The 23587-nt window shown below is 30.5% G+C and carries 21 protein-coding genes; 20 read left to right on the plus strand and 1 reads right to left on the minus strand.

The features are described 5' to 3' along the window. Positions 1-104 precede the first annotated feature (104 nt). The 4 genes from B5E92_RS03960 (at position 105) to B5E92_RS03975 (ending at position 2673) form a co-directional block, all read left to right on the plus strand. On the plus strand, positions 105-470 hold the full coding sequence (locus B5E92_RS03960; RefSeq protein WP_087299415.1) for a PqqD family protein: 366 nt from the start codon (positions 105-107) through the stop codon (positions 468-470). Between the two features lies 1 nt (position 471). Further along, on the plus strand, positions 472-912 hold the full coding sequence (locus B5E92_RS03965; RefSeq protein WP_087299417.1) for a hypothetical protein: 441 nt from the start codon (positions 472-474) through the stop codon (positions 910-912). 53 nt (positions 913-965) lie between these two features. Beyond that, complete coding sequence (locus tag B5E92_RS03970) at positions 966-2069, plus strand: radical SAM/SPASM domain-containing protein (RefSeq protein ID WP_087299419.1); 1104 nt, start codon at positions 966-968, stop codon at positions 2067-2069. Between the two features lie 76 nt (positions 2070-2145). Continuing rightward, complete coding sequence (locus B5E92_RS03975; RefSeq protein ID WP_087299421.1) at positions 2146-2673, plus strand: class I SAM-dependent methyltransferase; 528 nt, start codon at positions 2146-2148, stop codon at positions 2671-2673. An 8-nt stretch (positions 2674-2681) separates the two neighbouring features. Here B5E92_RS03975 and B5E92_RS03980 read toward each other — a convergent pair whose 3' ends face one another. Further along, positions 2682-2987 (minus strand): hypothetical protein, encoded by a 306-nt coding sequence (locus tag B5E92_RS03980; protein ID WP_087299423.1) that lies wholly within the window; start codon positions 2985-2987, stop codon positions 2682-2684. Positions 2988-3282: 295 nt separating this feature from the next. Between B5E92_RS03980 and B5E92_RS03985 the strand changes: the two genes are divergently transcribed. The 16 genes from B5E92_RS03985 (at position 3283) to B5E92_RS04060 (ending at position 23575) form a co-directional block, all read left to right on the plus strand. Beyond that, positions 3283-3552, plus strand: coding sequence for an HPr family phosphocarrier protein (locus B5E92_RS03985; RefSeq protein ID WP_087299425.1), 270 nt, complete (start codon positions 3283-3285; stop codon positions 3550-3552). Positions 3553-3650: 98 nt separating this feature from the next. Then, a complete protein-coding gene (mraY, locus tag B5E92_RS03990) occupies positions 3651-4628 on the plus strand; it encodes a phospho-N-acetylmuramoyl-pentapeptide-transferase (protein WP_087299427.1) in 978 nt (325 codons plus the stop codon). Between the two features lies 1 nt (position 4629). Continuing rightward, positions 4630-5973 (plus strand): UDP-N-acetylmuramoyl-L-alanine--D-glutamate ligase, encoded by a 1344-nt coding sequence (gene murD / locus B5E92_RS03995; protein ID WP_087299429.1) that lies wholly within the window; start codon positions 4630-4632, stop codon positions 5971-5973. Positions 5974-6161: 188 nt separating this feature from the next. Then, entirely contained in the window at positions 6162-7124 is a 963-nt protein-coding gene (locus tag B5E92_RS04000) for a PD-(D/E)XK nuclease family transposase (protein ID WP_087299431.1), read from the plus strand. A 106-nt stretch (positions 7125-7230) separates the two neighbouring features. Next, a complete protein-coding gene (locus B5E92_RS04005) occupies positions 7231-8250 on the plus strand; it encodes a LacI family DNA-binding transcriptional regulator (RefSeq protein ID WP_087299433.1) in 1020 nt (339 codons plus the stop codon). Between the two features lie 95 nt (positions 8251-8345). Beyond that, a complete protein-coding gene (locus B5E92_RS04010; RefSeq protein WP_087299435.1) occupies positions 8346-13886 on the plus strand; it encodes a discoidin domain-containing protein in 5541 nt (1846 codons plus the stop codon). A 164-nt stretch (positions 13887-14050) separates the two neighbouring features. Beyond that, positions 14051-15127 carry a putative lipid II flippase FtsW gene (ftsW, locus tag B5E92_RS04015; RefSeq protein WP_087299437.1) on the plus strand — a complete coding sequence of 359 codons (1077 nt, stop codon included), beginning with the start codon at positions 14051-14053 and terminating at the stop codon, positions 15125-15127. A 27-nt stretch (positions 15128-15154) separates the two neighbouring features. Beyond that, the gene (murG, locus tag B5E92_RS04020; protein ID WP_087299439.1) at positions 15155-16231 is read left to right on the plus strand and encodes an undecaprenyldiphospho-muramoylpentapeptide beta-N-acetylglucosaminyltransferase; all 1077 of its coding nucleotides are present in this window, start codon (positions 15155-15157) and stop codon (positions 16229-16231) included. Between the two features lie 9 nt (positions 16232-16240). Beyond that, complete coding sequence (gene murB / locus B5E92_RS04025; RefSeq protein WP_087299441.1) at positions 16241-17155, plus strand: UDP-N-acetylmuramate dehydrogenase; 915 nt, start codon at positions 16241-16243, stop codon at positions 17153-17155. Positions 17156-17158: 3 nt separating this feature from the next. Next, entirely contained in the window at positions 17159-17923 is a 765-nt protein-coding gene (locus tag B5E92_RS04030) for a cell division protein FtsQ/DivIB (protein ID WP_087299442.1), read from the plus strand. Between the two features lie 86 nt (positions 17924-18009). Next, on the plus strand, positions 18010-19269 hold the full coding sequence (gene ftsA, locus B5E92_RS04035; protein ID WP_087299444.1) for a cell division protein FtsA: 1260 nt from the start codon (positions 18010-18012) through the stop codon (positions 19267-19269). 24 nt (positions 19270-19293) lie between these two features. Beyond that, positions 19294-20394, plus strand: coding sequence for a cell division protein FtsZ (gene ftsZ, locus B5E92_RS04040; RefSeq protein WP_087299446.1), 1101 nt, complete (start codon positions 19294-19296; stop codon positions 20392-20394). Positions 20395-20439: 45 nt separating this feature from the next. Then, a complete protein-coding gene (proC, locus tag B5E92_RS04045; RefSeq protein WP_087299448.1) occupies positions 20440-21216 on the plus strand; it encodes a pyrroline-5-carboxylate reductase in 777 nt (258 codons plus the stop codon). Between the two features lie 101 nt (positions 21217-21317). Next, positions 21318-22055 (plus strand): sigma-E processing peptidase SpoIIGA, encoded by a 738-nt coding sequence (locus B5E92_RS04050; protein WP_087299450.1) that lies wholly within the window; start codon positions 21318-21320, stop codon positions 22053-22055. Beyond that, entirely contained in the window at positions 22055-22750 is a 696-nt protein-coding gene (gene sigE, locus B5E92_RS04055) for an RNA polymerase sporulation sigma factor SigE (RefSeq protein ID WP_087299452.1), read from the plus strand. Before B5E92_RS04050 ends, sigE begins: the two co-directional genes overlap by 1 nt. 48 nt (positions 22751-22798) lie before the next feature. Continuing rightward, positions 22799-23575: a SigB/SigF/SigG family RNA polymerase sigma factor gene (locus B5E92_RS04060; RefSeq protein ID WP_087299454.1), complete on the plus strand. Its 777-nt coding sequence runs from the start codon at positions 22799-22801 to the stop codon at positions 23573-23575. Positions 23576-23587: the final 12 nt, after the last annotated feature.

Genomic DNA, 23587 nt, shown 5'->3' on the forward strand with positions numbered 1-23587 from the left:
GATTTGACGTAAAATTTAGAAGTATTATAATTAATGTTATAAGAATATATACAATAATTGTTAATGTTGTATAACATTCTTAATGCAGGAAGGAGAGGGGTCTTGTGAAAACATATACTAAACCAGTAGTAAATTTTAACAAAGATGGTAATACTAAAGATGTTAAAACACTGGAAGATATAGATACTAAAACTCTATTTCGAATCAATCCTAATTATTTACTTCGCCAGGTAGCTGATGATTATGTAATAATTCCGATTGATGATGAATTAGAACTTAGCAATGCAATCATGACTCCAAATCGTAGTGCTGTTTTTATCTGGAACGAGTTTTTAGATGCTAATACGATTGAAAATGTCGTAAAAAAAGCATTATCAAAATACGATGTTTCAGAAGAAACAATTAGAAGGGATGTTAGAAGATTCGTTTTTGAATCTCTTAACAAAAAGATTATTGAGGAGGTAAATTAATATGTTAGAAAAATGGGAAACACCAAGAGTAACAATTCAAGAATTCGAACCAAACGAATATGTAGCTGCATGTTGGACAGTTGCATGTAAGGTTGGTAAAGGAAATTACGGAGGTTATGGAAATCAAGATAGATGGCATCACTGGGGTGGTGATGCACCTTTTGGTGGTAATTGTCATGATCATACTGGTAGCTGTAGCATAGCAAAAAATAATCAATTTAATGTTAGTGAAGATGGAGTTGTTTCATTTTATGCAGAAAATAGTAGCGATCAAGGATCATTAAATGGAGGGTATACTGATTTTATAGATAAAAATGGGAATAATGTAATTGATCATGGGGATATTATTTTCTGGTATACTTTAAGTGGTAATAGTGATAGAAGATGGAATCATTATGGTGAAGTAGTTAATCCTACTCCTAATCACCCAAACCGTTCTTAATATTAATAAGCTAAAAACCGAGCAATCGGTTTTTATTTGTATAGGAGAAAAATATGGATTTTTTAGATGGGGAAAATACAGTCGAAAAGATGTTGATAAAACATGGGGTTAAAGATAAAAGGCCGGTTAGTGGTACTTTGGAGTTAACACCGTTATGTAATATGAACTGTGATATGTGTTATGTTCATTTAAGCAATGAAGAGATGAATAAACAGGGGAAAATATTGGACATTGATAAGTGGCTTGATTTGGTGGATCAGTTGGAAAAAGCTGGGGTCTTATTTATTATGTTAACTGGTGGTGAACCGTTGTTATTTCCAAGTTTTAAAGAATTATATTTAAAACTTAAAAGAATGGGAATGGTAATAACAGTTAATACTAATGGAACATTGATTAATGAAAAGTGGGCAGCTTTTTTTGGTGAAAATAAACCACGGCGTATTAATATTACTTTATATGGTAATGATGAAAAAACTTATCGTGATTTGTGTCATTATCCAGGTGGTTTTGAAAAGACAGTTCGAGCAATCAAATTATTAAAAGATCATGGTGTAAAGGTAAAGATGAATGGTAGTGTTACTAAAGCTAATTTTGATCAGATTGATGATATGTATCGGATTGCTCAGGAACTAGATGTTCCTTTACATATGGATACTTATATGTTACCAGGATTAAAGGATCGTTTTAAAGCGTTTGAAGAACAATCTCGTTTAAGTCCTGAAGATGTAGCTCAAGCAAGAATTAAAGTATTGAAAAATGAACTAGGTGATGAGGTGTTTTTAAATTACGTTGATTCAATGTTGATAAAAGTTAAACAGCAATGTAATTATGGTTGTGGTATTGAGTGTCAAGCTGGTAATTCTTCATTTATGATTAACTGGCAGGGATTAATGAAACCTTGTGTTAGTTTGTTTACACCAGCAGTAGACGTTTTTAAAACTGGTTTTGAAAATGCCTGGAAACAGATCGTAACTGAAAGTAAAGAATTAAAAATAAATGAAAAATGTGCTCAATGTAAATTAAGACCACTTTGTAATACGTGTGTAGCGACAGCTAATTGGGAAACGGGTAGTTTTACAGAAATTCCTGAATATTGCTGTAAAGAGGCTAAGGAAATGTTACGGCTGTTGTTATTGGAAAAGAATAATAATCAGTAAAAACGAAATCATTAGGTTTCGTTTTTGTTTCATTAGCGAGTGTTTTTAGATATAATGGAACCGAAAGGGTGAGATGATGGAATCGATGATTGAGTTTGTTCATCGTAGAATTGAAAAAAATAATTACAACATCGCTGTTGATTTTACGATGGGTAATGGTTATGATACGTTATTTTTAAGTGGTTTGGCTAATAAAGTATATAGTTTTGATATTCAAAAGCAGGCTTTAATTAATACTAAAGAAAGATTAAAGGATGTTAATAATGTTGAACTTATCTTAGATAGTCATGAACATGTAGATAAGTATGTTGATAGTATTGATGTTGGTATTTTTAATTTTGGTTATTTACCTAATGGTGATCATAGTATTACTACTAAAGCTGATAGTAGTTTAGAAGCAATAAAAAAAGGAATTGAGTTATTAAATCCAGGGTGTATATTGTATTTGGTTGTTTATGTTGGTCATGATGAGGGTAAAAGGGAAAGTGTAATTATTGATGAATATGTTTCGAAATTGGATTTTAAGTTGTTTAATGTTGGAATGTTTAAAATGATTAATAAGGAGCTAGCTCCTTATGTAATAATGATTGAAAAAAGAAAATAGATTCTAGTTTAAGAATCTATTTCTTGAGTAGATGGTGTTTCATCTACTTTTTTATTTGTTTTGATGTTATTGATGATATAACCTAAACAAAAGATAATTACAGCTGTTGCTAGATAGTCAAGAGTATTATTAACATAATACATAATACAATCATACCATTGTGTAGTAAAAGAAATTGATCCAGCAGCATGTAATGATAATAAATAAGTAGTTATATCATAGAAATTTAATACAAAAGCAATTAGCATAATTGCAGCTATAATATAGATAAATATAACTAATTTGCTAAGTGGCTGTTTATTTTTTGATGTCATTTAGGCCTCTCCTTTCATAGTTCTTAACTATAATTCATCATTGTGGGATAAATGTTGTTTTATGAATTAAAGTTCATTTTTTTGTGCAAATATAGTGAAATAGTTATGTAATAATTAGAAAATAATTGGCAATCGATTAAGTGGAATATATTTGTTTTTTTTAACATATTGATTAGATGTAGCGTTGTTTTGAAAGAGTCATTATTTGATGTTATTTTAGTAAAAAAGGATGTCATTATTAATGAAATTACTTAGTAACAATGTTATAATATAAGTAACAAAGGAGGAATGCAACATGGTAAAAAGAATTAATGTTACCGTAACTGATCCAGTTGGTCTTTATGCTACTCCAGCAACAGAATTAGTTGATAATATGAAGGTGTTTAAAAGTGATATTAAACTAGTCTACGCTTCAAAAACAGTCAACATGAAATCATTGATGGGAGTTTTATCATTAGGAATACCAACCATGGCTAAAATTGAAATAATTGCTGATGGTGAAGATGCCGAAGCAGCAATTGATCAAGCAATGAAAAAGATGAAAGAGTTAGGTATTTGCGATTAACAGTGATTGAATAAAAGGGACTTTTGTCCCTTTTATTTTGCCTATTTATCGATAATATGATATAGTAAAGACGAATTTGAAAAAAAGGGGTCAGATACATGGAAAATTTTCTTAAGTTAGTATTTGCTTTTGTGATTGGGTTTATTTTAGTAGTAATAGCCATGCCAAAAGTAATACCATTTTTACATAAGATGAAATTTGGACAGGTAGAACGTGAAGAAGGTTTAGAATCTCATAAAGTAAAAAACGGGACACCAACAATGGGTGGTATTGTTTTTGTCTTAGCAGCAATAATCGCAGCTGTAATCGTTAATATTGGTGATTTATTTAATCCAGAAATTATTTTAGCGACAATTGTTTTAGTTGGTTATAGTTTAATTGGCTTTGTAGATGATGCTTTAATTATCATTGAACATAGTAATAAAGGATTACCGCCATTAGCTAAATTATTAGCACAGATTGCTCTTGCAATTATTTGTTATTTCTTTGCAATGAATTTTATCCCTGGATTTACTTCAGTAGTAACAATACCAATTGTTAAAGTGGATATTGATTTTGGTATTTTATATCCTGCATTAATTCTATTAATGTTTGCTGGTACTAGTAACGGTGTTAATTTATCAGATGGACTTGATGGTCTAGCAACAGGGCTTTCAATGGTTGCGATTGCACCATTTATCATTTTTGCAACAATGACTAAAGATTATGCTCTTGCAAGTTATGCAACAGCAATGGTAGGGGCTTTACTTGGATTTATGATGTTTAATTATCATCCAGCTAAAATCTTTATGGGCGATGTTGGTTCACTTGGTTTAGGTGGTTTCCTTGCTATTCTAGCAATTTTAACTAAACAAGAATTATTGCTTATTTTAGTTGGTGGTGTATTTATAATGGAAACTGTTTCAGTTATCATTCAAGTTGTTTCTTTTAAAACAAGAGGAAAACGAGTTTTCAAAATGGCACCAATTCATCATCATTTTGAAATGTTAGGATGGTCTGAACAACAGGTAACAATTTCATTTTGGTTTATTGGTTTTATTTGCGGAATTTTATCAATTGTAATCGGGGTGTTATAAAATGTTAACTGGTAAAAAAGTATTAGTAATTGGTTTAGCTCGTAGTGGTAAAGCGGCAATTAGATTATTACATCATTTAAATGCAACTATTACTGTAAATGAAGCTAAGGAGGCTAATGATATTCCTGAATATCAACAATATGTAGATATGGGAATTGAAATGGTTACTGGTAGTCATCCAGATGAATTGTTTGAACGGGATTTTGATTTTGTAATTAAAAATCCCGGTATCAATTACCATAAGCCTTTTATCTTACGTTTAAAACAGCGTCAGATTCCAGTTTATACAGAAATTGAATTAGCTTTTCAGGTAGCTAAAAAACAACATTATATTGGAGTAACTGGTACTAATGGTAAAACAACAACAGTTACACTAATTGATAAAATATTAAAAGGTAAATATCCAAATGTTCATTTGGCTGGCAATGTTGGTTATCCGTTATGTGATATTGTTATGGATAATAATTTGCTGGAAGAAGAAAATCACTATGTGGTTATTGAAATGAGTAATTTCCAATTATTGGACATTGATACTTTTAAACCACATCTTTCAACGATCATTAATCTAACACCTGATCACTTAGATTATATGGCATCACTTGATGAATACTATGCTTCAAAAACAAATATTTATAAAAATACTGATCAAGATGATTATTTTATTGTTAATAAAGACGATAAGACAGTATTAGAATATTTAGATCGTTATCAAGTGCCTTGTCAAAAAATAACTATTTCATTGGTTGACGAAGCTGATTGTATGATTAAAGATAACGCTATTTATTATCAAAATGAATTTATTATTGATATTGCTGATATTAAAGTAGTTGGTAAACATAATTTACAAAATATTATGGTTGCCATTTGTATGGCTAAGTTATCAAATGTAGATACTAAAATTATTAATCAGGAAATTTCATCATTCATTGGTGTTGAACATCGAATTGAATTTGTTCGAGAAATTAATGGTGTTAAAGTCTACAATGATTCTAAGGCAACTAATACTGATGCTAGTATTATTGCATTAAAGGCTTTTGATAAACCAGTTATTTTACTAATGGGTGGTTTTGAAAAAGGGCTAGATTTACAAGAAATGGCTAGCTACGGTAATAAAATTAAACGTTTAGTTACTTTTGGAGCAGCTGGAAAACGATTTAAAGAAGAAATGCATATTGAAAATAGTATTTATGTTGAAAATCTTGAAGCGGCAACACTTGAAGCATTAAATCATGCTGAAAATGGTGATATTATCCTATTGTCACCATCAACAAGCAGTTTTGATGAGTTTTCAGGTTATGAACAGCGAGGAAAAGTGTTTAAAGAAATTGTAAACAATTATAAATAATAAAGTCATCAATTGATATATACTTTGTCAAGTAGACACGGTAAAATTATATGTTAGTCATCGCGTTATCATAACGTTGATGACTTTTTTAGTTATATAATGGCTAATAATTTAATTAAAAAATCATTCGAAAATTAAAAGAAAAAACCTCTTTTGTAAATGTATATAAATAACAAAGGAGGTTTTTTATGAAAGAAACAGATAAAAAGATTTATGATTTTAAAAGTGATGTTCTTTTTAAATATTCTTTAGCTGATGATAAAGATTATGATTGTCGTTATTTGTTAAAACTGTTTATTGAAGGTATTTTAAATATTCAATGTCAGGATATTAAGGTTTTGAATCCCGATTTAAGTCGTGATCATGTTGAAGATAAAGATATGATCTTAGATATTAGAGTAACTGTTGCATCGGGTAAGCAGATTGATATTGAAATGCAGAACTCATCTTTTTCTATTAGTCAACGTCATCGTTTTCAACTATACGGAGCTAAAATGCTTACATATCAAGAAAAAAAGGGTAATAGATATCATTTTATCAATCCAGTTTATCAGATTATATTTATTAATGATATAGATAGTGATAATCTACAGCTTTATGATACATATCAAAGTAGAAATAAAGAAGGTAAATTAGAAAAGAATAATCTGATGAGTCGAGTATATGTTCAAGTACCGTATATCAATGTCATAAAGCAGTATAAAGAACTAGATGAATTCAGTGAATTAGAGCTGGCGATCTATATATTTGCAAACGGGATAACAGATGATATAATGAAGCTGAAAGAATCGAAGGTGATTGGAATAATGAAAGACAAGATGGAAAGATTTAATCAGGATGATGAACTAAGATTAGCGGCATATAATCGGGAGTTAAATATTTATGCTCATGAGATGGAACTTGAAGAAAGCTATCAAAAAGGGGTGGAAAAAGGCGAAAAGGATGGAATGAAGAAAGGAATTAAAGAGGGAATCGAAAAAGGTAAAAAAGAAGAAAAGGAACAATTAACCCTGCAATTATTTAAATCTAGATACCCAGATGAAGATAGTAGTTTTCTAAATAACTTAGAAAGTGAAAACTATGATATGGTCTTTAAAATGTTATTGGAAAATCAATCACTTGAAACAATCAAGAAAGCAATTAAAAAATAATAGATAGAAGCTGCTGATTTAGCAGCTTTTCATTTTTTCAAGTTATTTACTGTTGAAAATAAAGGACAGATACTTGAAAATAATAATATACAAAAGGAGGAAGCCTATGAAAGTCACGATGAAAGATATCGCTAAAAAATTAAATGTTTCAATTAATGCTGTATCAATTGCATTAAACGATAAACCAGGCGTAAGTGATGAAATGAGACTATTGATTTTAAAGACGGCTGATGAAATGGGTTATATTAATGAAAAAAGAAAATATCTATCAGTGTTTTCTAAATCAAATATTGCGATTATGATGCAAAGTTATTATGCCGATACCGGTCATTTTTATTCAATTGTTTTACGTTCGATCGTTGAAGAGGCTAAGAGTTTAGGTTATTTTTCAATTATGAATTATTTTGATGATTCTAATATGGAATTGCCTGAATGTATCGTTGATCGAAAAGTAGCCGGTATTGTCATTGTTGGTAAAATATCGGATATGAATTTAAATCAATTAAAACAAACTGGAATTCCGATTGTTTTAGTCGATTTTACGTCATTATATGATAGTTGTGATTGTGTTTTGACTCATAATAAACAAGGTGGCTATATGATTAGTGATTATGTAATTCAAAAAGGTTATCGAAAGATAGGTTTTTTTGGTGATTTGAATTATTCATTAAGTTTTCAAGATCGTTTCATTGGTTATAAAGAAGCATTGATTAATCATCAAATTATTAATGATTATTTTGATGATGAATATATTAAAAAATATTCTTTTTTAGAAAATATTGAAAAATATATTATCAATAATCAAATTGATGAGGTAGTAAAAATATTAAAATCTAAGGAATTGCCCGATGTTTTAATATGTGCTAATGATTCTAATGCTTTTGCGGTTATTAAGGCTTTAGTTCAAATGGGGTTGCGTGTTCCTATCGATATTGGAGTTACTGGTTTTGATGATACCCCGCTTTGTGAAAAGTTTATTCCCCCGCTTACAACGGTTCAGGTCCAAAAAGAAGGTATGGGTAAAGAAGCGGTCGCTAGATTAGTAGATCGAATTCAAAGAAAGGATTATCCTAAAAAAACAGAATTATTAAGTGTTAAGATCATTGAACGAGCTTCTGTAAAATAGAAGCAGTTTTCAAGTAATTGAGCGTTGAAATTCAAGCTATATGAATAAATAATAATAATTGTAGTAAGCGTTTTCAATGTAAGGAGGGTAGAAAAATGATAAAAAAGGCATTGAAAATAACATTGTCATTGATCATGTCTTTAGGGTTAGCGTTAAGTTCTTTGCATGTAACTTATGCAAGTGAAAATGATTTTGCAGTCATTAAAACAAGACTAAAAGATTACTTTTTAATTCAAGATACGATTGATGATGGTGCTAAAGTAGAAACATGTTATGTTTCGAAAGCTGAAGATTATCTTAAATTGATCCAGGGAGATGGATCGTTTGATGATGTTGATTATGATGCAACGACAAGCGCTGCTAATGGAGTTGCTTGGTCACCATATTTAGCGTTAGATCGTCTTCAGGCTATTGCAATAGCTTACCATCAAGAAGGAAATTCTCTTTATCACGATGAAGAAGTTATTGATAAGTTGAATCAAGCGATTATATATTGGGGCCAAGAAGATCCCTCATCAACAAACTGGTGGGAAAATCAGATTGGGGTTCAATTAAGATTTTCTAGAATTGCTTTATTCATGGAAGATATCATCAGTGATGATGCTTTTGATATTTTACTGGAAAAACTTTTAGAAAAAACACCAGAAAAATATGGAACAGGTCAAAATAACTTATGGTTTGATCAAAATTACGTTTATTATGCAATTATCACTGAAAATGGAACTAAACATACTGATTCTAGCGGTTTTAAAAAGCTGGATTTAAAAGAATTGGTAGATGATTATTTAAGTTATTGTTTAGTTGTCCAGAGGGATGATAATACTGCTGAAGCTGTACAGGTTGACAATAGTTTCTATATGCATGGAAGACAGTTTTACTCTAATGGCTATGGAATGTCAATGTTTAGAGATATGAGTTTCTGGATTTATATGCTAAGAGAAACAGAATATGCTTTTAGTCAGGATGTTATTGATTTAATGGCTGATTATATGATTGATGGTACTAGCTGGACCATTAGAGGCGATATCATGGAACTTTATCTTGGTTATCGTCCATATGATTATGATGTTGGTTATGAAAATTATGCATCCGAATATATTGAACCATTAAAAAGAATGATTGCATCAGATCCTGAACATAGTAATGAATATCAAAACATTCTTGATAATATCCAAGGAAAAGATACATCAAATGGTAAAAATGGTAACTATTATATGTGGCGTTCTGGTTATGCTTCACATATGAGAGATGATTATGGTGTCAATATCAAAATGGACTCTGATCAAATTATTGGTGGTGAATGGCGTGGCAGCTGGAGTGGTTATGAAGAAGATGGCGGACAATTAATATACTGGACATCTTCGGCAGCATCTACTATTAGTGTTGATGGTGATGAATATACTAATGTTTATCCAACATATGACTGGTCACACTGTCCAGGAACAACAACTGCTGCAAGAATAGTTCAAGATTATTCTAATTCAGGACGTTTTACTAATGGAACAGAACATACTATTGGAGTTTCTAATGGTAATTATGGAGCTACTGCTTATGATATGGATAAAAAAGGAACTCAAGTGAAGAAGGGGTATTTCTTCTTTGATGATGAGTTTGTTGCTTTAGGATCTGGTATTAGTTCTACCGAAAATGTAAATATCCATACGACATTAAATCAATGTGAAGCAAATGATGTTAATGTTGGTGGGCAAACTGTAAGTGAAGGAACTAAGGAACAAGTTTACAATACTAATTGGTTATATAATGATAAAGTTGGTTATGTATTTTTAGATAATACTGATGTAGTTGTAAGTAACAGTACCCAAATGGATAATCCATCATTATGGGATGAAGAGAAAAAAGCTGAAACACCAGCTACATTTACAGCTTATTTAGATCATGGTTTAAAACCAAGTGATGAAAGCTATGCTTATATTGTTTTACCAAATACTGATGCAAGCAGTGTAAGTGATTATGCTACAGATATTCCAATTACAGTTGTTGCCAACAATGAAGATGTTCAAGCAGTTAGACATGATGGTTTAAAACAAACTCAAATTAATTTCTATAAAGCTGGTACATTAGAATATAAACCAGGTTATACAATTTCTGTTGATTATCCTTGCAGTGTTATTATTGATGAAAGTGATGATACAAGAAAAATTTCATTAGCAGTTAATGATACTAGTGATAATCAAGTTGTACAAGTAACTTTAAATTATGATGGTCAAGAAACAAAAACAACTTTTGTTTCAGGGGCTCTACCATATGCTGGTCAAACAATCACTTTAAATGAAACAGCTGATAATCGTTATCAAGCTTCTTCTAGTAAAGAAAATCATGATATCACAATGGCTTTCGACGGTGATGAAAGTACATATTTTAAAACTGAAGATTTAGAAGATGAATGGATTAGCATGTTTACTAGCAGTAATCAGCATCTAGCTTCAATGGAAATTATTTGGGGTGAAAATTATGCTAGTGCATATGATGTTTTAGTTTCTAAAGATGGTAAAGAATATGAATTGTTGACATCGATAAGTAACGGTGATGGTGGCAGTGACATCGTTGAATTAGGCGGTGTTTATCCATACGTTAAAATCGTAATGAAAGAAGGTGTTGGTGATTGTTTTGAAATTAAAGAAATAACTTTCAAAACTAGTGATTCACTTGCCCTTAATAAAGAAGTAGAGGTAAGCAGTACTTCTACAAATGATCCGGGTAATGTTAAAGAAAATGCTGTGGATGGCAATACTGCTACAAGATGGAGTTCTTTAAGAAATGAAGATGATAACTGGATCATTGTTGATTTAGGTCAATATGCAAAAATTAATGCTTTAACTATCCAATGGGAAGCAGCATGTTCTGATGATTATGAAATCCAGGTTTCTAACGATAAAAATAATTGGGTTTCTGTCGAAGAAGGTTTAGCTACAGAAGATGATTTATTAGATGAGTATAATTTTGATGAACCAGTTTATGGTCGTTATGTTAAAATCTATTCTCATAAATCAACGCAATTGAAGTATGGTATTAGTATTTATGAAATTTCTGTTTATGGAAGTTATGAAGAAGAAGATATAGCAGCCAATAAAAATGTTTTCTCTAGTACTATCAAAGATTTAAATTTACCAACAAATGCTGTTGATAATAAAGCTAATACATCTTGGATTTCTACTGGTGTAGATGATCAATGGATCTATGTTGAATTAAAAGGAACATATAAAATTTCTAATATGCATCTAGACTGGGGCGATGATTATGCAACTAATTATGAAATCCAAATCTCTGATGATGCTAAAACATGGCAAACGATCAAAACAATTACTGATGGTCAAGGCGGTCAAGAAGATGTTTTAGACTTAGGTGATCATGAGGCTAAATATGTTCGTTTAAAACTAAATGAATCAAGTGGATCAGCATATCAATTGGTACAATGGTCGATTTATGGTGATTTAGTTGAAGCAGAAAACTTACAAAATATTGCTTTAAATAAAACAGCAACAGCTTCTTCTGTTTATAACAACGTTTATGAAGCAAGTAGAGCAATAGATGGAAGTTTTGAAAATAATGGTGGTAATGATCAATCAAGATGGGTTTCTAACCGTAATTCTGATGATGAATATATTCAAATTGATTTACAAGCAAGCTATGACTTAACAGGTGTGAAACTTTATTGGGAAGGTAATGGTGCTAAACAATATCAGATCTTAGTATCTGATGATGGTAGTAAGTGGCAAGAAGTTCATTTAGAAGAAAATGGACAACCAGGAATTGATTATATTGAATTTGCAGATACAGTCACTGGTCGTTATGTTAAGATGCAAGGAATTGAATGTGCATCAAAATATGGTTATTCATTATGGGAATTTGAAGTATATGGCACATTACATGAAGAACCAATCGAACCAGAAGAAAATATTGCATTAAATAAAACTTCTTATGCCAGCAGTGAATTTACTGATCCTAATGATGGTAATAAAACATATGAGTCTTCATTAGCTTTTGATGGTAAAGGTACAAATGAAACAGTTGATGGAAAACAATCACGCTGGGTATCTTTAAGAACTAAAGAAGACCCTAGTGCAACATCACAATGGATTTATGTGGATTTAAATGATGTCTATAACATTTCAAAAGTTGTATTAAACTGGGAAGGAAACGGAGCTAAAGAATATAAGGTTCAAGTTTCTAATGACGGTGAAGAATGGATCGATATCAGTCATGCGAGTGATGGTGATGGTGGTATTGATGAATTTAGTTATGAAGATGTTACAGCAAGATATGTAAGAATGTTAGGAATTGAACCTGGTAGTATCTATGGTTATTCATTATGGGAATTTGAGGTTTATGGTACTGCAGTATTAGAACCAGAAGATCCAAATACCAATCTTGCTTTAAATAAAGATTCAAAAGCTAGTTCACAATATACAGATAGTAAAGATGGTAATAAAACATATGAATCTTCATTAGCTTTTGATGGTAAAGGAACAAATGAAACAGTTGATGGAAAACAATCACGCTGGGTATCAAATAGAGAGTCTAATGATGAATGGATTTATGTGTATTTAAATGATGTCTATAACATTTCAAAAGTTGTACTAAACTGGGAAGGAAATGGAGCTAAAGAATATAAAATTCAAGTTTCTAATGACGGTGAAGAATGGATCGATATTAGTCATGTAAGTGATGGCGATGGCGGTATTGATGAATTTAGTTATGAAGATGTTACAGCAAGATATGTAAGAATGCTAGGAATTGAAGTTGGTAGCAAATATGGCTACTCATTATGGGAATTTGAAGTTTATGGAACTAGTTTTAAATCAAATCTGTTAGAAGCTTATGAAAAATATAAAGATATTGATGTTTCATTATATACTCCTGGTAGTGTAGCTACATATCAAGAGGCATTAAATAATGCAATTAAAGTTTATAATGATGAAACTGCAGTATATCAAGATTATATAAATGCAATTGAACAGTTAGAAAACAGTGTTGCAAATCTAGTTGAAATAGTTGATAAAACAGATTTGAAAAATGCAATTGATACGGCTAATAGCAAGTTAGATCCTGATAAATATACACCTCAATCAATTACAGTGCTTAGCGAAGCTTTACAAAAAGCAACTGAAGTATTTAATGATGCTAATGCTACTAAACAACAAGTTGACGAAGCAATTAATCAATTAAATCAAGCTATCAATCAATTAGTTGAAAAAGCAGATAAACTAAATTTAACTACTTTATATAATAAAGCTTGTCAGCTAGATAAAGATAAATATACATCAGATTCTTATGCTAAAGTTGCTGAATTAATAAAGAAAGCAGAAGCGATTATTGATGATGATAACGCAACACAAGAACAAGTAAATGAAATTTACGAACAATTGCAACAAGCAATTGATCAGCTTGTAATTATTGACAGTGAGGATGACAATAGTGATAATGAATCAAATGATCCAGGAGTAACTCCATTACCAAATGATCCGGTTAATGATAATAGTAGTAACAATACTTCAAATAATACTCAAGCAGTAAAAACTGATGATGCAGTAGCTATTTTACCAATATTAATTGGTCTACTTATTTCAGGAGCTGGATATTGGATCTTTAAAAGAAGTGCGTTATTAAAAAAATAATTTAAAACTAAATATAAGATAAGCCAAATTATTTTGATAGTTTGGCTTATTTTTTTATCGATATTAAAAATATTAAGATACTAGAATAGAAACGATGATATTAAAATGATAACTATTTTTACATTTATAGAAAATCAGTTCATATACTTATAATGGTGGTAAGTGTGAAAAGAAAAAGAGTTGTGATTATCGCAATAACAATTGTCTTAATTGGACTAATGATGGTTTATAGTGCCTCTAATATTTGGGCTGGTTATAAATATAATGATTCTTTGTATTATATAAAAAGACAAATTATTTTTGCTGTTATTGGGATAATCTTAATGTTTGTTGTTTCCAAAATTGATTATCATATTTATCAAAAATATACTAATAAGTTTTTGATTGGAACATTTTTGTTGATGATATTAGTATTGATTCCAGGAATTGGTTCTGTTCGTGGTGGTTCTAGATCGTGGTTTAATTTAGGAATTATTTCTTTGCAGCCTTCGGAATTGTTTAAGATTGCAATAATTATTTATGGTGCTAACTATATCAGTAATCATTATCATGAATTAAAGAAATTAAAGGCTAGTTTTAAATTATTGTTTATTTTATTTCTAGGATTTGGTTTAATTATGCTGCAGCCAGATTTTGGTAGCGGGGTAGTTATGGTTTGTTCAATTATTGTTATGTTGATTGTTAGCCCGTTTCCGTTTAAATATTTTGTGATGTTAGGAATTATTGGGGTAATTGGGATTATTATAATGATTATTTCGGCACCATATCGTTTACAAAGAATCGTGGCTTTTTTAAATCCTTTTGCTGATCCTTTAGGCAGCGGATTTCAAATAATTCAATCTTTATATGCAATTGCTCCTGGAGGTATTTTAGGAGTTGGGTATAATAATAGTATTCAAAAGCATTTTTATTTACCTGAGCCCCAAACTGATTTTATTTTTGCTATTTTTTTAGAAGAGTTTGGTTTAATTGGAGGAATTGTTTTAGTTGGTTTATATGGTTATTTGTTTATAACGGTATTTAACCAGGCTACACGAGTAAAAGATTTATTTGGTAGTTTTTTAATGATTGGTATTATTTCTATGATTGGGATTCAGACATTGATTAATCTAGGTGTTGTCGTAGGATTATTTCCGGTTACAGGTGTAACGTTGCCGTTAATGTCATATGGCGGGTCGTCGCTTACGATAACATTAATTGCGATGGGAATTGTTTTAAATATTTCAAAATCAACTTTTTAATGGTATACTACTACTAGAGGTGAGAAGATGAGAGTAATCGTTGGAGCTGGAGGAACAGGAGGTCATTTATATCCTGCTTTAGCTTTAGTTGAATATATAAAAGAAGTAGAACCAGATAGTCAGTTTTTATTTGTGGGGACAAAAGATCGTTTAGAATCTGAAGTAGTCCCTCAAATGGGATATGATTATATTGGGTTAAATGTAAGGGGATTAGTTGGTAATCCAATCAAGAAAGGTATTGCAGCATTGATTTTTGTAAAATCAATTTTTTCTGCTAAAAAAATAGTTAAAAACTTTAAACCAGATATTGTAATTGGTTTTGGTGGTTATCCTAGTGCCAGCATCGTTGAAGCAGCTGCAAGACTAGGTTATAAAACGATGATTCATGAACAAAATTCAATTATCGGTTTAACGAATAAGATCTTAGTAAAAAATGTTGATCGAATTGTATGTTGTTATGATAAAGCATATGAATCTTTTCCTAAAGAAAAGACATATAAATTAGGTAATCCACGAGCTAGTGTGATTGCTAAAATTGAACCAAAAGATATTTTCAAAAAATATGATTTAGATCCTAATAAACCATTAGTAACAATTGTCATGGGTTCTTTGGGTTCAAAATCAGTTAACGAAAAGATGATAGAATCACTAAAGGCTTTTGAAAATAAAGACTATCAAGTATTATATGTTACTGGAAAACCATATTATCAGCAAATGGAAGAACAGTTAGGTAAACTTAATGACAATATTAAACTGGTTCCATATATTGATGATATGCCTTCAGTGTTGAAAAATACAACTTTAGTTGTTTCTAGAGCTGGGGCATCAACATTAGCGGAAATTACTGCTGTTGGTATTCCTTCTATCTTGATTCCTAGCCCTTATGTTGTGGCTAACCATCAAGAATATAATGCTCGTGAGTTAGCGGATAATGATGCCGCAATGCTGATTTTAGAAGCTGATTTAAATAGTAAAGATTTTGTAAATAAAGTAGATGAGATTATTAATAATCAGATTTTACAGGAAAGTATGAAGAAAAATGCCGTGGCATTAGGTAAGCCTAATGCTTGTCAGGATATTTATCAATTAATTAAAGAAATGTAGGAGATAGAAATGGAATTTTCTCAAATAAAAAAGGACTTAGAAGCTATGGATGTCGGGGCAATGATTGAAGATGAACCGATGTACAAACATACTACTTATAAAGTTGGGGGACCAGCGCGGATTTATTTAAAAGTAAAAGATACTGAAAGTTTGATAAAAACAATTGAATATTGCAATGAAAATCAAGTACAATATAAGGTAATCGGCCGTGGTTCGAACTTATTATTTTCTGATAAAGAATATGAAGGAATTATTATTTCTTTAAATGAATGTTTCACAAAGATAAGTGTTAATGGCTGTATTGTTAAAGCCCAATCTGGGGTGTTGATGATTAATTTGGCTTATCAAGCTGCTAAGATTGGTTTAAGCGGTTTTGAATTCATGGGTGGAATTCCTGGTGCAATTGGCGGGGGAATCTACATGAATGCCGGAGCTTATAAATATGATATAGCTAGTGTTGTTAAAAGTGTTACATTGTTGAATGAAAAACATCAAGTAGTAACATATACTAAAGAACAAATGGAATTTTCATATCGTCATTCAATTTGTCAAGATAATCGTCAATTAGTGGTTTTAGAAGCGGAGTTTGAATTGACTTCTAAAGATCCAAATGAAATTAAAGCGGTTTTAGATAAACGTAAAGAAAGAAGAATGGCAACACAGCCATGGAATATGCCTAGTGCTGGCAGTGTGTTTAGAAATCCTGAACAAAAAGCCGCATGGCAATATATCGATGAATGTGGTTTAAGAGGATATGAAATTGGAGGAGCTCAGGTTTCTCCAAAACATTCAAATTTTATTGTAAACAATGGTTATGCTAGTGCTAAAGATATTTATGATTTAATTATGCTAGTACAAGATAAAGTTTATGAAAAGTTTAATGTAAGATTAAAACGCGAAGTAGAATTAGTTAATTGGGAGTAGATTATGGCAAAACAAAAGCAGCGAATAATTTATAATAACTATGATCACGAACAAGTAAAAGCTTATTATCGAAAAAAACAAGAGAAAAAGAAGAAGAGAAAACGTTGTATTTTAGCTTTAGGCTTGATCGTTGTTTTAATCGTGGCTTTTTTTATTAGTGATTTTAGTAAGATTCAAACGATTACAGTTACTGGTAATGAAAAAGTAAGTACTGAAGAAATTATCGCTGCTTCTAAAATCAAGGTACATGAAGATTTTACTTTTTTTGCTGATTTAAGTGAGGCTAAAGAAGCAATTGAAGATACTTCATTAATTAAAAGTGCCACTGTTTCTAAAAATCTTTTTGGGGATGTAACAATAAAAGTTGTTGAAGCAGATCCAATAGGACAAGCAACGATCAACGGTGTTTTACATGTTATAAGTCAAACTGGACGAGTAATTAAAGATGAAACTGGTTCGTTGGTAAATTTTGTTCAAAGATGTCCGCAAATTAGTGGTTTCGATGAAGAACGCTTTGAAGAGTTTTCTAGTGAGTTTGCTAAACTACCAACTCAAGTAATAAATCAGATTTCTGATGTTCGTTATGCACCAGAAAATTTAGTAAATACTCGTTGTGAATTTATTATGGATGATGGTAAGATTTTATATGTTTTATATGATGATATGGCTAGTCAGTTAGCTGATGATAATTACTCTTTGATCATGGAACGTTTCCCAAATCAAAAATATTATGATTTTTGTGGAAAATATGTTTATGCTTATAATTAATTTTTTGCTATGGGGCGCTTAAAGGAGTTTAAAAATTACTTGTTTTATGCTAATATTGTATATATACAAAGAAAAGGGGATACGTGATGAAAGATATTTACGCTGTTTTAGATATCGGAAGTGCAACGCTGAAGTTTTTAGTTGCCGAAATAAGTAGCATTAATGTAAATATCCTTTTTGTTAAGACCGTTGCTAGTCACGGTGTTAAAAAAGGAATCATTGAAGATGATCGTATCTTAGCCAAAGATATAAAAAAGTTAATTGAAGAAGCGGAACAATTCCTGGAAACAAAAATTACCAGTGTCGCTTTGACAATTCCAACTATAAAAGCAAAATTGTATCAAAGTGATAGTAGTATTAGCCTATCAGAAAATGGTTCAAAGATTACTAGTGATGATATTGTTAGGGTTTTAAAACTATCTTCTAAATTTAAACGTTCTAAAGATGAAGAAGTAGTTTCAATAATCCCAGTTCGCTATCATAGTGATAAAGGAGCAACAACAGAAGCTCCATTAGGTGAAATGTCACGAAATTTAATCGTTGATTCACTAATTATTACAACTAGTAAAGAATTATTATATCCATATATTTCAGTAGTAGAAAAATGTGGTATTGAAGTACTCGATATTACAATTAATGCTTATGCTTGTGCAAATGAAGCCTTTGATGCAGTGTATTTACAAGAAGGTGCTTTATTAATAGACATGGGTTATAAGACAACAACAGTGTCTTTTTATAAAAATGGTTATTTGCAATACTTGACAGTTGTTCAAGTAGGTGGTTATGACTTTACTAGAAAAGTAGCTCAAAATATGCAAATATCTATGAATCAGGCAGAAGCTTATAAAGTTAAATATGGTTCTTTAGATGTTACTAAAGGACAAAATGATATTATTCATACTACATATTCTAAAGATGGTAATCGTGATTATACGCAACAAGATCTTGCTGACTTGTTGAATGAAACAGCTTATGAAGTAATGAATAAAATTAAAGAAAAAATTTCTGTTATTGAAGATATTAATAAATATGAAGCTTTAATTGTTGGAGGCGGTGGCGAATTAGAAATGCTGGATGATATTGCCAGTAAGGTTTTAGATTGTTCGGTTCGTTTATATCGACCAGATACAATTGGGGCTAGAGATATGTCATTAGTAGGTGCCATTGGAATGGTATATTATTTAATGGAAAGAAAGAATATTATTGGTGCATATAAGCCATCGTTAGTGTTGCCAGATATTTCTAACACTATGGCAATTCGCTTTAAAGGACTAACAAAATCAGCACCAAAAAACCAAGGAAAAAAAGTATCTAAACTATTAGATTCATTTTTTAGTGAAGATTAATATAAAAAGAGAGGAAATGTTGACATGAGTGAAGAATTAGGATTTGAACAAGTAGCACGAATTAAAGTAATTGGTATTGGTGGTGGCGGAAATAACGCTGTTAACCGCATGGTAGAAGAAGGCGTTGAAGGTGTTGAATTCTATGTCGCAAATACTGATTTACAAGTGTTACGACGTTCACCAGTTGAAAATAAAATTGAATTAGGTCGTGATTTAACTAAAGGATTAGGAGCAGGTGGTGATCCTGAAAAAGGGAAAAAAGCTGCTTTGGAATCTGAAAATGAAATTCGTCAAGTATTAGAAGGTGCTGACATGGTATTTATTGCTGCCGGTATGGGTGGTGGAACTGGAACTGGAGCAGCCCCAGTATTTGCTAAAATTGCTCGTGAATTAGGAGCTTTGACAGTAGGGGTTATTACTAAACCATTTACTTTTGAAGGAATGCGTCGTAAGAAACAAGCAATTGCCGGAATTGAAGAATTACGTGCTAATGTAGACTCTATTATTACGGTATCTAATGACCGTTTATTACAATTAATTGGTGGTCGTCCAATGCAGGAAGCTTTTAGAGAAGCTGATAATGTATTACGTCAAGGGGTTCAAACAATCACTGACTTAATTGCTATACCAGCATTTATTAACCTTGACTTTGCCGATGTTTCTGCGGTTATGAAAAATCGTGGTAATGCTTTAATTGGTATCGGTATGTCTTCAGGTGATGATAAAGCTAAAGAAGCTGCTAAGCGAGCTATTTCTTCACCATTATTAGAAGTATCTGTTGCTGGGGCTAAAGATGCTATTATTAACGTAACAGGTGGACCAAATATTTCTTTATTTGATGCCAATATCGCATTAGAAACTATTTCTCAAGAAGTGGGAAATGATATTAATACATATTTAGGAATTGCTATTAATGAAAACTTAGATGATGAAATCATCGTTACAATTATCGCTACTGGTTTTGAAGACGATAATGTTGATGAATTTGATCCTCGTAGCAATGTATTAAAAAAACGTAGTGATGAAGATGTAGTGCCTTTATCTGCTCGTTTTAACGAAGATGAAGAAGATGATGATGAAGATGGAGATTTTCCACCTGCATTTATAAAAAATAGAAGAATCTAATAAGCTAACACTAGTTAGCTTATTTTTTAAATAGGAGGAAATGTGATGAAAAAAGTAGGATTTATTGGAATGGGAAATATGGCTAGTGCAATAGCTGGAGGAATTATTAAAAGCGGTTTTATAAGTGGTGACTTGGTTTATGCTTTTGATATCGATAATTCTAAATTAGATGCTGTTAATAAAACTTATGGTATTAATGGTTGTACTAGTGAACAGGAATTAGTTAATCAGGTAGACATTGTCATTATGGCTGTTAAACCAAATATTGTTGAAAGTGTTATTAATAAAATCAAAGAAAATTTGCATAATAAAGCTATGATTTCAATTGTTGCTGGATATAATAATGATCGCTATAATGAATTATTATTGCCATCTTCAAGACACTTAACAGTAATGCCTAATACACCAGCATTAGTTTTAAAAGGAATGACATTATTAGAAAAAGAAAATTCATTGAGTGATGAAGAATTTACTTTTGCTAAAGAAATGTTTTCAAGTATTGGTCAAATTGCCATATTACCATCATATCAAATGCAAGCTGGTGGTAGCATTAGTGGTTGTGGTCCAGCTTTTGTCTATATGTTTATTGAGGCGATGGCTGATGGTGGTGTTAGTCTAGGACTGCCAAGAGATGTGGCTTATCAATTAGCTAGCCAAACATTAATCGGTTCTGGAACAATGCAACAAGAAACAAATTTACACCCGGGTGTTTTAAAAGATCAAGTTTGCTCACCTGGTGGTATTACGATCAAAGGGGTTGAAACTTTAGAAGAAAATGGTTTTCGAAATGCTGTAATTAAAGCTATTAAAATATCTAAATAACGGAGTGTTGCTCCGTTTTTTTGTTATTATATGTTTTTTATATTCACCTTTCTTGACATATTTTTGCTTGTTTGTTTGCTATGATAGTTAGGGGTGAAAATATGGAGGTATATATCGAACTGACTTATTTAGTGAATTTCATGTTGATTTTATTAGCGGTAGAAATGATGGCTATTTTACTAAATAAAGAATTATCTTATCGAATTGTTTTGAAGCATAGTTTTTATTTAAGTAGTGTTATTTTTTTATTGTATTTTGATTATTATGGCTGGTTGATTTTATTTATCTGGGCCATAATATTTGTATTTTTATACCACAAACAGGTTTTTTTGTATTATCCAGTTTTTATTTTTGTTTATTTTTCATTAGTTTATTTTTGCAGTTCAATTATCAAAGATGCTTTTATTTATAATGGTATTTTGATAACACCGATTGATGCTGGAGCGATTGGTTTATTAATCGTTGCTATGTTTACTGTTTTAATGCAAATATTGTTTATTATCTATTTAAAAAGAAAAGTACGGATCAATGAGTATTTGTATGATTTAGAAATTATGTATCAAAATCATAAGTATTTGATTAAAGGTTTTTTAGATAGTGGTAATGAAGTATATTATCAGGGATTTCCTTTGATTTTGATTAATCAAGAGATAATTGGGAAATATCAAATAATTGATGTTATTAATTTAGATGATTTAAGAAATGATGAAATTGAAGTTATTAAATTAGATTATTTGCTGGTTAATCATCAAAAGTTACAAGATATTTATGCTGGGATGATTGCTAATGTTCAATATGATTGTCTTTTAAATAAAGTGCTAATGGGGGGAATATTATAATGATTAAATTTATTTTAAAATTAATCAATAAAACAAAATATCTTTATTATGTTGGCCGTCACGATATATTACCGCCGCCATTAAAAGGAAGAGAAGAAAAAGAAGCTTTAGAAAGATTAATGAAAGGTGATAGCAAAGCTCGTGATTTATTGATTGAACATAATTTACGACTAGTTGTTTATGTAGCTAAAAGATATGATACTAGTCAAAATGGTGGGATTGAGGATTTAATTAGTATTGGAACAATAGGTTTAGTTAAAGCAATCAACACATTTAAACCTGATAAAAATATAAAATTAGCGACTTATGCATCGAGGTGTATTGAAAATGAAATTTTAATGTTTTTAAGAAAGAATAATAAACTGCGTCATGAAATTTCATTAGATGAGCCTTTAAATATTGACTATGATGGTAATGAATTATTATTATCTGATATCATTGGTACTGATGAAGATTTAGTAAAAAATGAATTGGAACAAAATGATCAAAAAGCAATGTTTTATGAAGCGTTTAAGGATTTATCAAAGCGTGAAAAAGAGATTTTAATGTTTAGATATGGTTTAATGAATTATGATGAATTAACACAAAAAGATGTTGCTAAAATGATGGGCATATCACAGTCATATATTTCTAGATTAGAGAAAAAAATTATAAAAAAATTAAGAAATAAATTAAATTATAATGAGATAAAATAAGTATAATTTTGTCATATTTGCTAAAAATAAGTTTGAAAGAAGGCAAATATGAGTAATTTTCAAATTATTTTAAATGGTTATCATGAACCAGAAAGAAAACTTTCAACTAAAGAAACTTATCGTTTGATAGATAAATATCAAGCGACTAAAGATCCTAAAATTAAAGAACAACTAGTAAATGACAATATGAAATTAGTATTATCAATGACTAAACGTTTCTATGGACGGGTTGATAATGGAGAAGATTTATTTCAAGTAGGTATTGTAGGATTAATAAAAGCGATTGAAAACTTTAATACCAGTTATCAGCTGCAGTTTTCAACTTATGCTGTTCCATTGATCGTTGGTGAGATGAAACGATATTTACGCGATAACCATCAAATTAAGATTTCTCGTTCTATTAGAGATGTAGCTTATAAAGTATTGAAAATCAAAGATAAATATTTAGCTAAATTACAACGAGAACCAACTATTAATGAACTAGCCAAGGAATTATCAATTAAACCTAATGAAGTTGTTGAAGCTTTGTTATCTACTAATACTATTTCTTCTTTACAAGAAGAGGTAAAAAATGATGATGGTAATAATTTAAAAGTGATTGATTCTTTAAAAGATGAAAAAACAGATGTATCAAGAACTAAACAAAATATTGATTTATATGATGCAATAGATCATTTAAGTCCTAAAGAAAATAAGATTATTAAACAGCGCTATTTTGAGGGGTTATCACAAAGTGAAATTGCTAAGGAATTATTTATTTCTCAAGCACAGGTATCTCGAATCGAAAAAAAGGCGCTTAATAATCTACATAATTACCTTAAATAATGCATATATTTT

Origin of the sequence: Erysipelatoclostridium sp. An15 (genome assembly GCF_002160675.1) — a bacterium.
GTDB classification, from domain to species: Bacteria; Bacillota_I; Bacilli_A; order Erysipelotrichales; family Coprobacillaceae; genus Thomasclavelia; species Thomasclavelia merdavium.

Bases quoted from the DNA above. Each gene is read 5' to 3' on its own strand.
- B5E92_RS04005 (WP_087299433.1), top strand. From the start codon at position 7,231: ATGAAAGTCACGATGAAAGATATCGCTAAAAAATTAAATGTTTCAATT.
- B5E92_RS04050 (WP_087299450.1), top strand. From the start codon at position 21,318: ATGGAGGTATATATCGAACTGACTTATTTAGTGAATTTCATGTTGATT.
- B5E92_RS03985 (WP_087299425.1), top strand. From the start codon at position 3,283: ATGGTAAAAAGAATTAATGTTACCGTAACTGATCCAGTTGGTCTTTAT.
- murB (WP_087299441.1), top strand. From the start codon at position 16,241: ATGGAATTTTCTCAAATAAAAAAGGACTTAGAAGCTATGGATGTCGGG.
- B5E92_RS04000 (WP_087299431.1), top strand. From the start codon at position 6,162: ATGAAAGAAACAGATAAAAAGATTTATGATTTTAAAAGTGATGTTCTT.
- B5E92_RS03970 (WP_087299419.1), top strand. From the start codon at position 966: ATGGATTTTTTAGATGGGGAAAATACAGTCGAAAAGATGTTGATAAAA.
- B5E92_RS04060 (WP_087299454.1), top strand. From the start codon at position 22,799: ATGAGTAATTTTCAAATTATTTTAAATGGTTATCATGAACCAGAAAGA.
- proC (WP_087299448.1), top strand. From the start codon at position 20,440: ATGAAAAAAGTAGGATTTATTGGAATGGGAAATATGGCTAGTGCAATA.
- ftsZ (WP_087299446.1), top strand. From the start codon at position 19,294: ATGAGTGAAGAATTAGGATTTGAACAAGTAGCACGAATTAAAGTAATT.
- sigE (WP_087299452.1), top strand. From the start codon at position 22,055: ATGATTAAATTTATTTTAAAATTAATCAATAAAACAAAATATCTTTAT.
- B5E92_RS04030 (WP_087299442.1), top strand. From the start codon at position 17,159: ATGGCAAAACAAAAGCAGCGAATAATTTATAATAACTATGATCACGAA.
- B5E92_RS03980 (WP_087299423.1), bottom strand. From the start codon at position 2,987: ATGACATCAAAAAATAAACAGCCACTTAGCAAATTAGTTATATTTATC.
- mraY (WP_087299427.1), top strand. From the start codon at position 3,651: ATGGAAAATTTTCTTAAGTTAGTATTTGCTTTTGTGATTGGGTTTATT.
- B5E92_RS03965 (WP_087299417.1), top strand. From the start codon at position 472: ATGTTAGAAAAATGGGAAACACCAAGAGTAACAATTCAAGAATTCGAA.
- B5E92_RS04010 (WP_087299435.1), top strand. From the start codon at position 8,346: ATGATAAAAAAGGCATTGAAAATAACATTGTCATTGATCATGTCTTTA.
- murD (WP_087299429.1), top strand. From the start codon at position 4,630: ATGTTAACTGGTAAAAAAGTATTAGTAATTGGTTTAGCTCGTAGTGGT.
- murG (WP_087299439.1), top strand. From the start codon at position 15,155: ATGAGAGTAATCGTTGGAGCTGGAGGAACAGGAGGTCATTTATATCCT.
- B5E92_RS03975 (WP_087299421.1), top strand. From the start codon at position 2,146: ATGGAATCGATGATTGAGTTTGTTCATCGTAGAATTGAAAAAAATAAT.
- ftsA (WP_087299444.1), top strand. From the start codon at position 18,010: ATGAAAGATATTTACGCTGTTTTAGATATCGGAAGTGCAACGCTGAAG.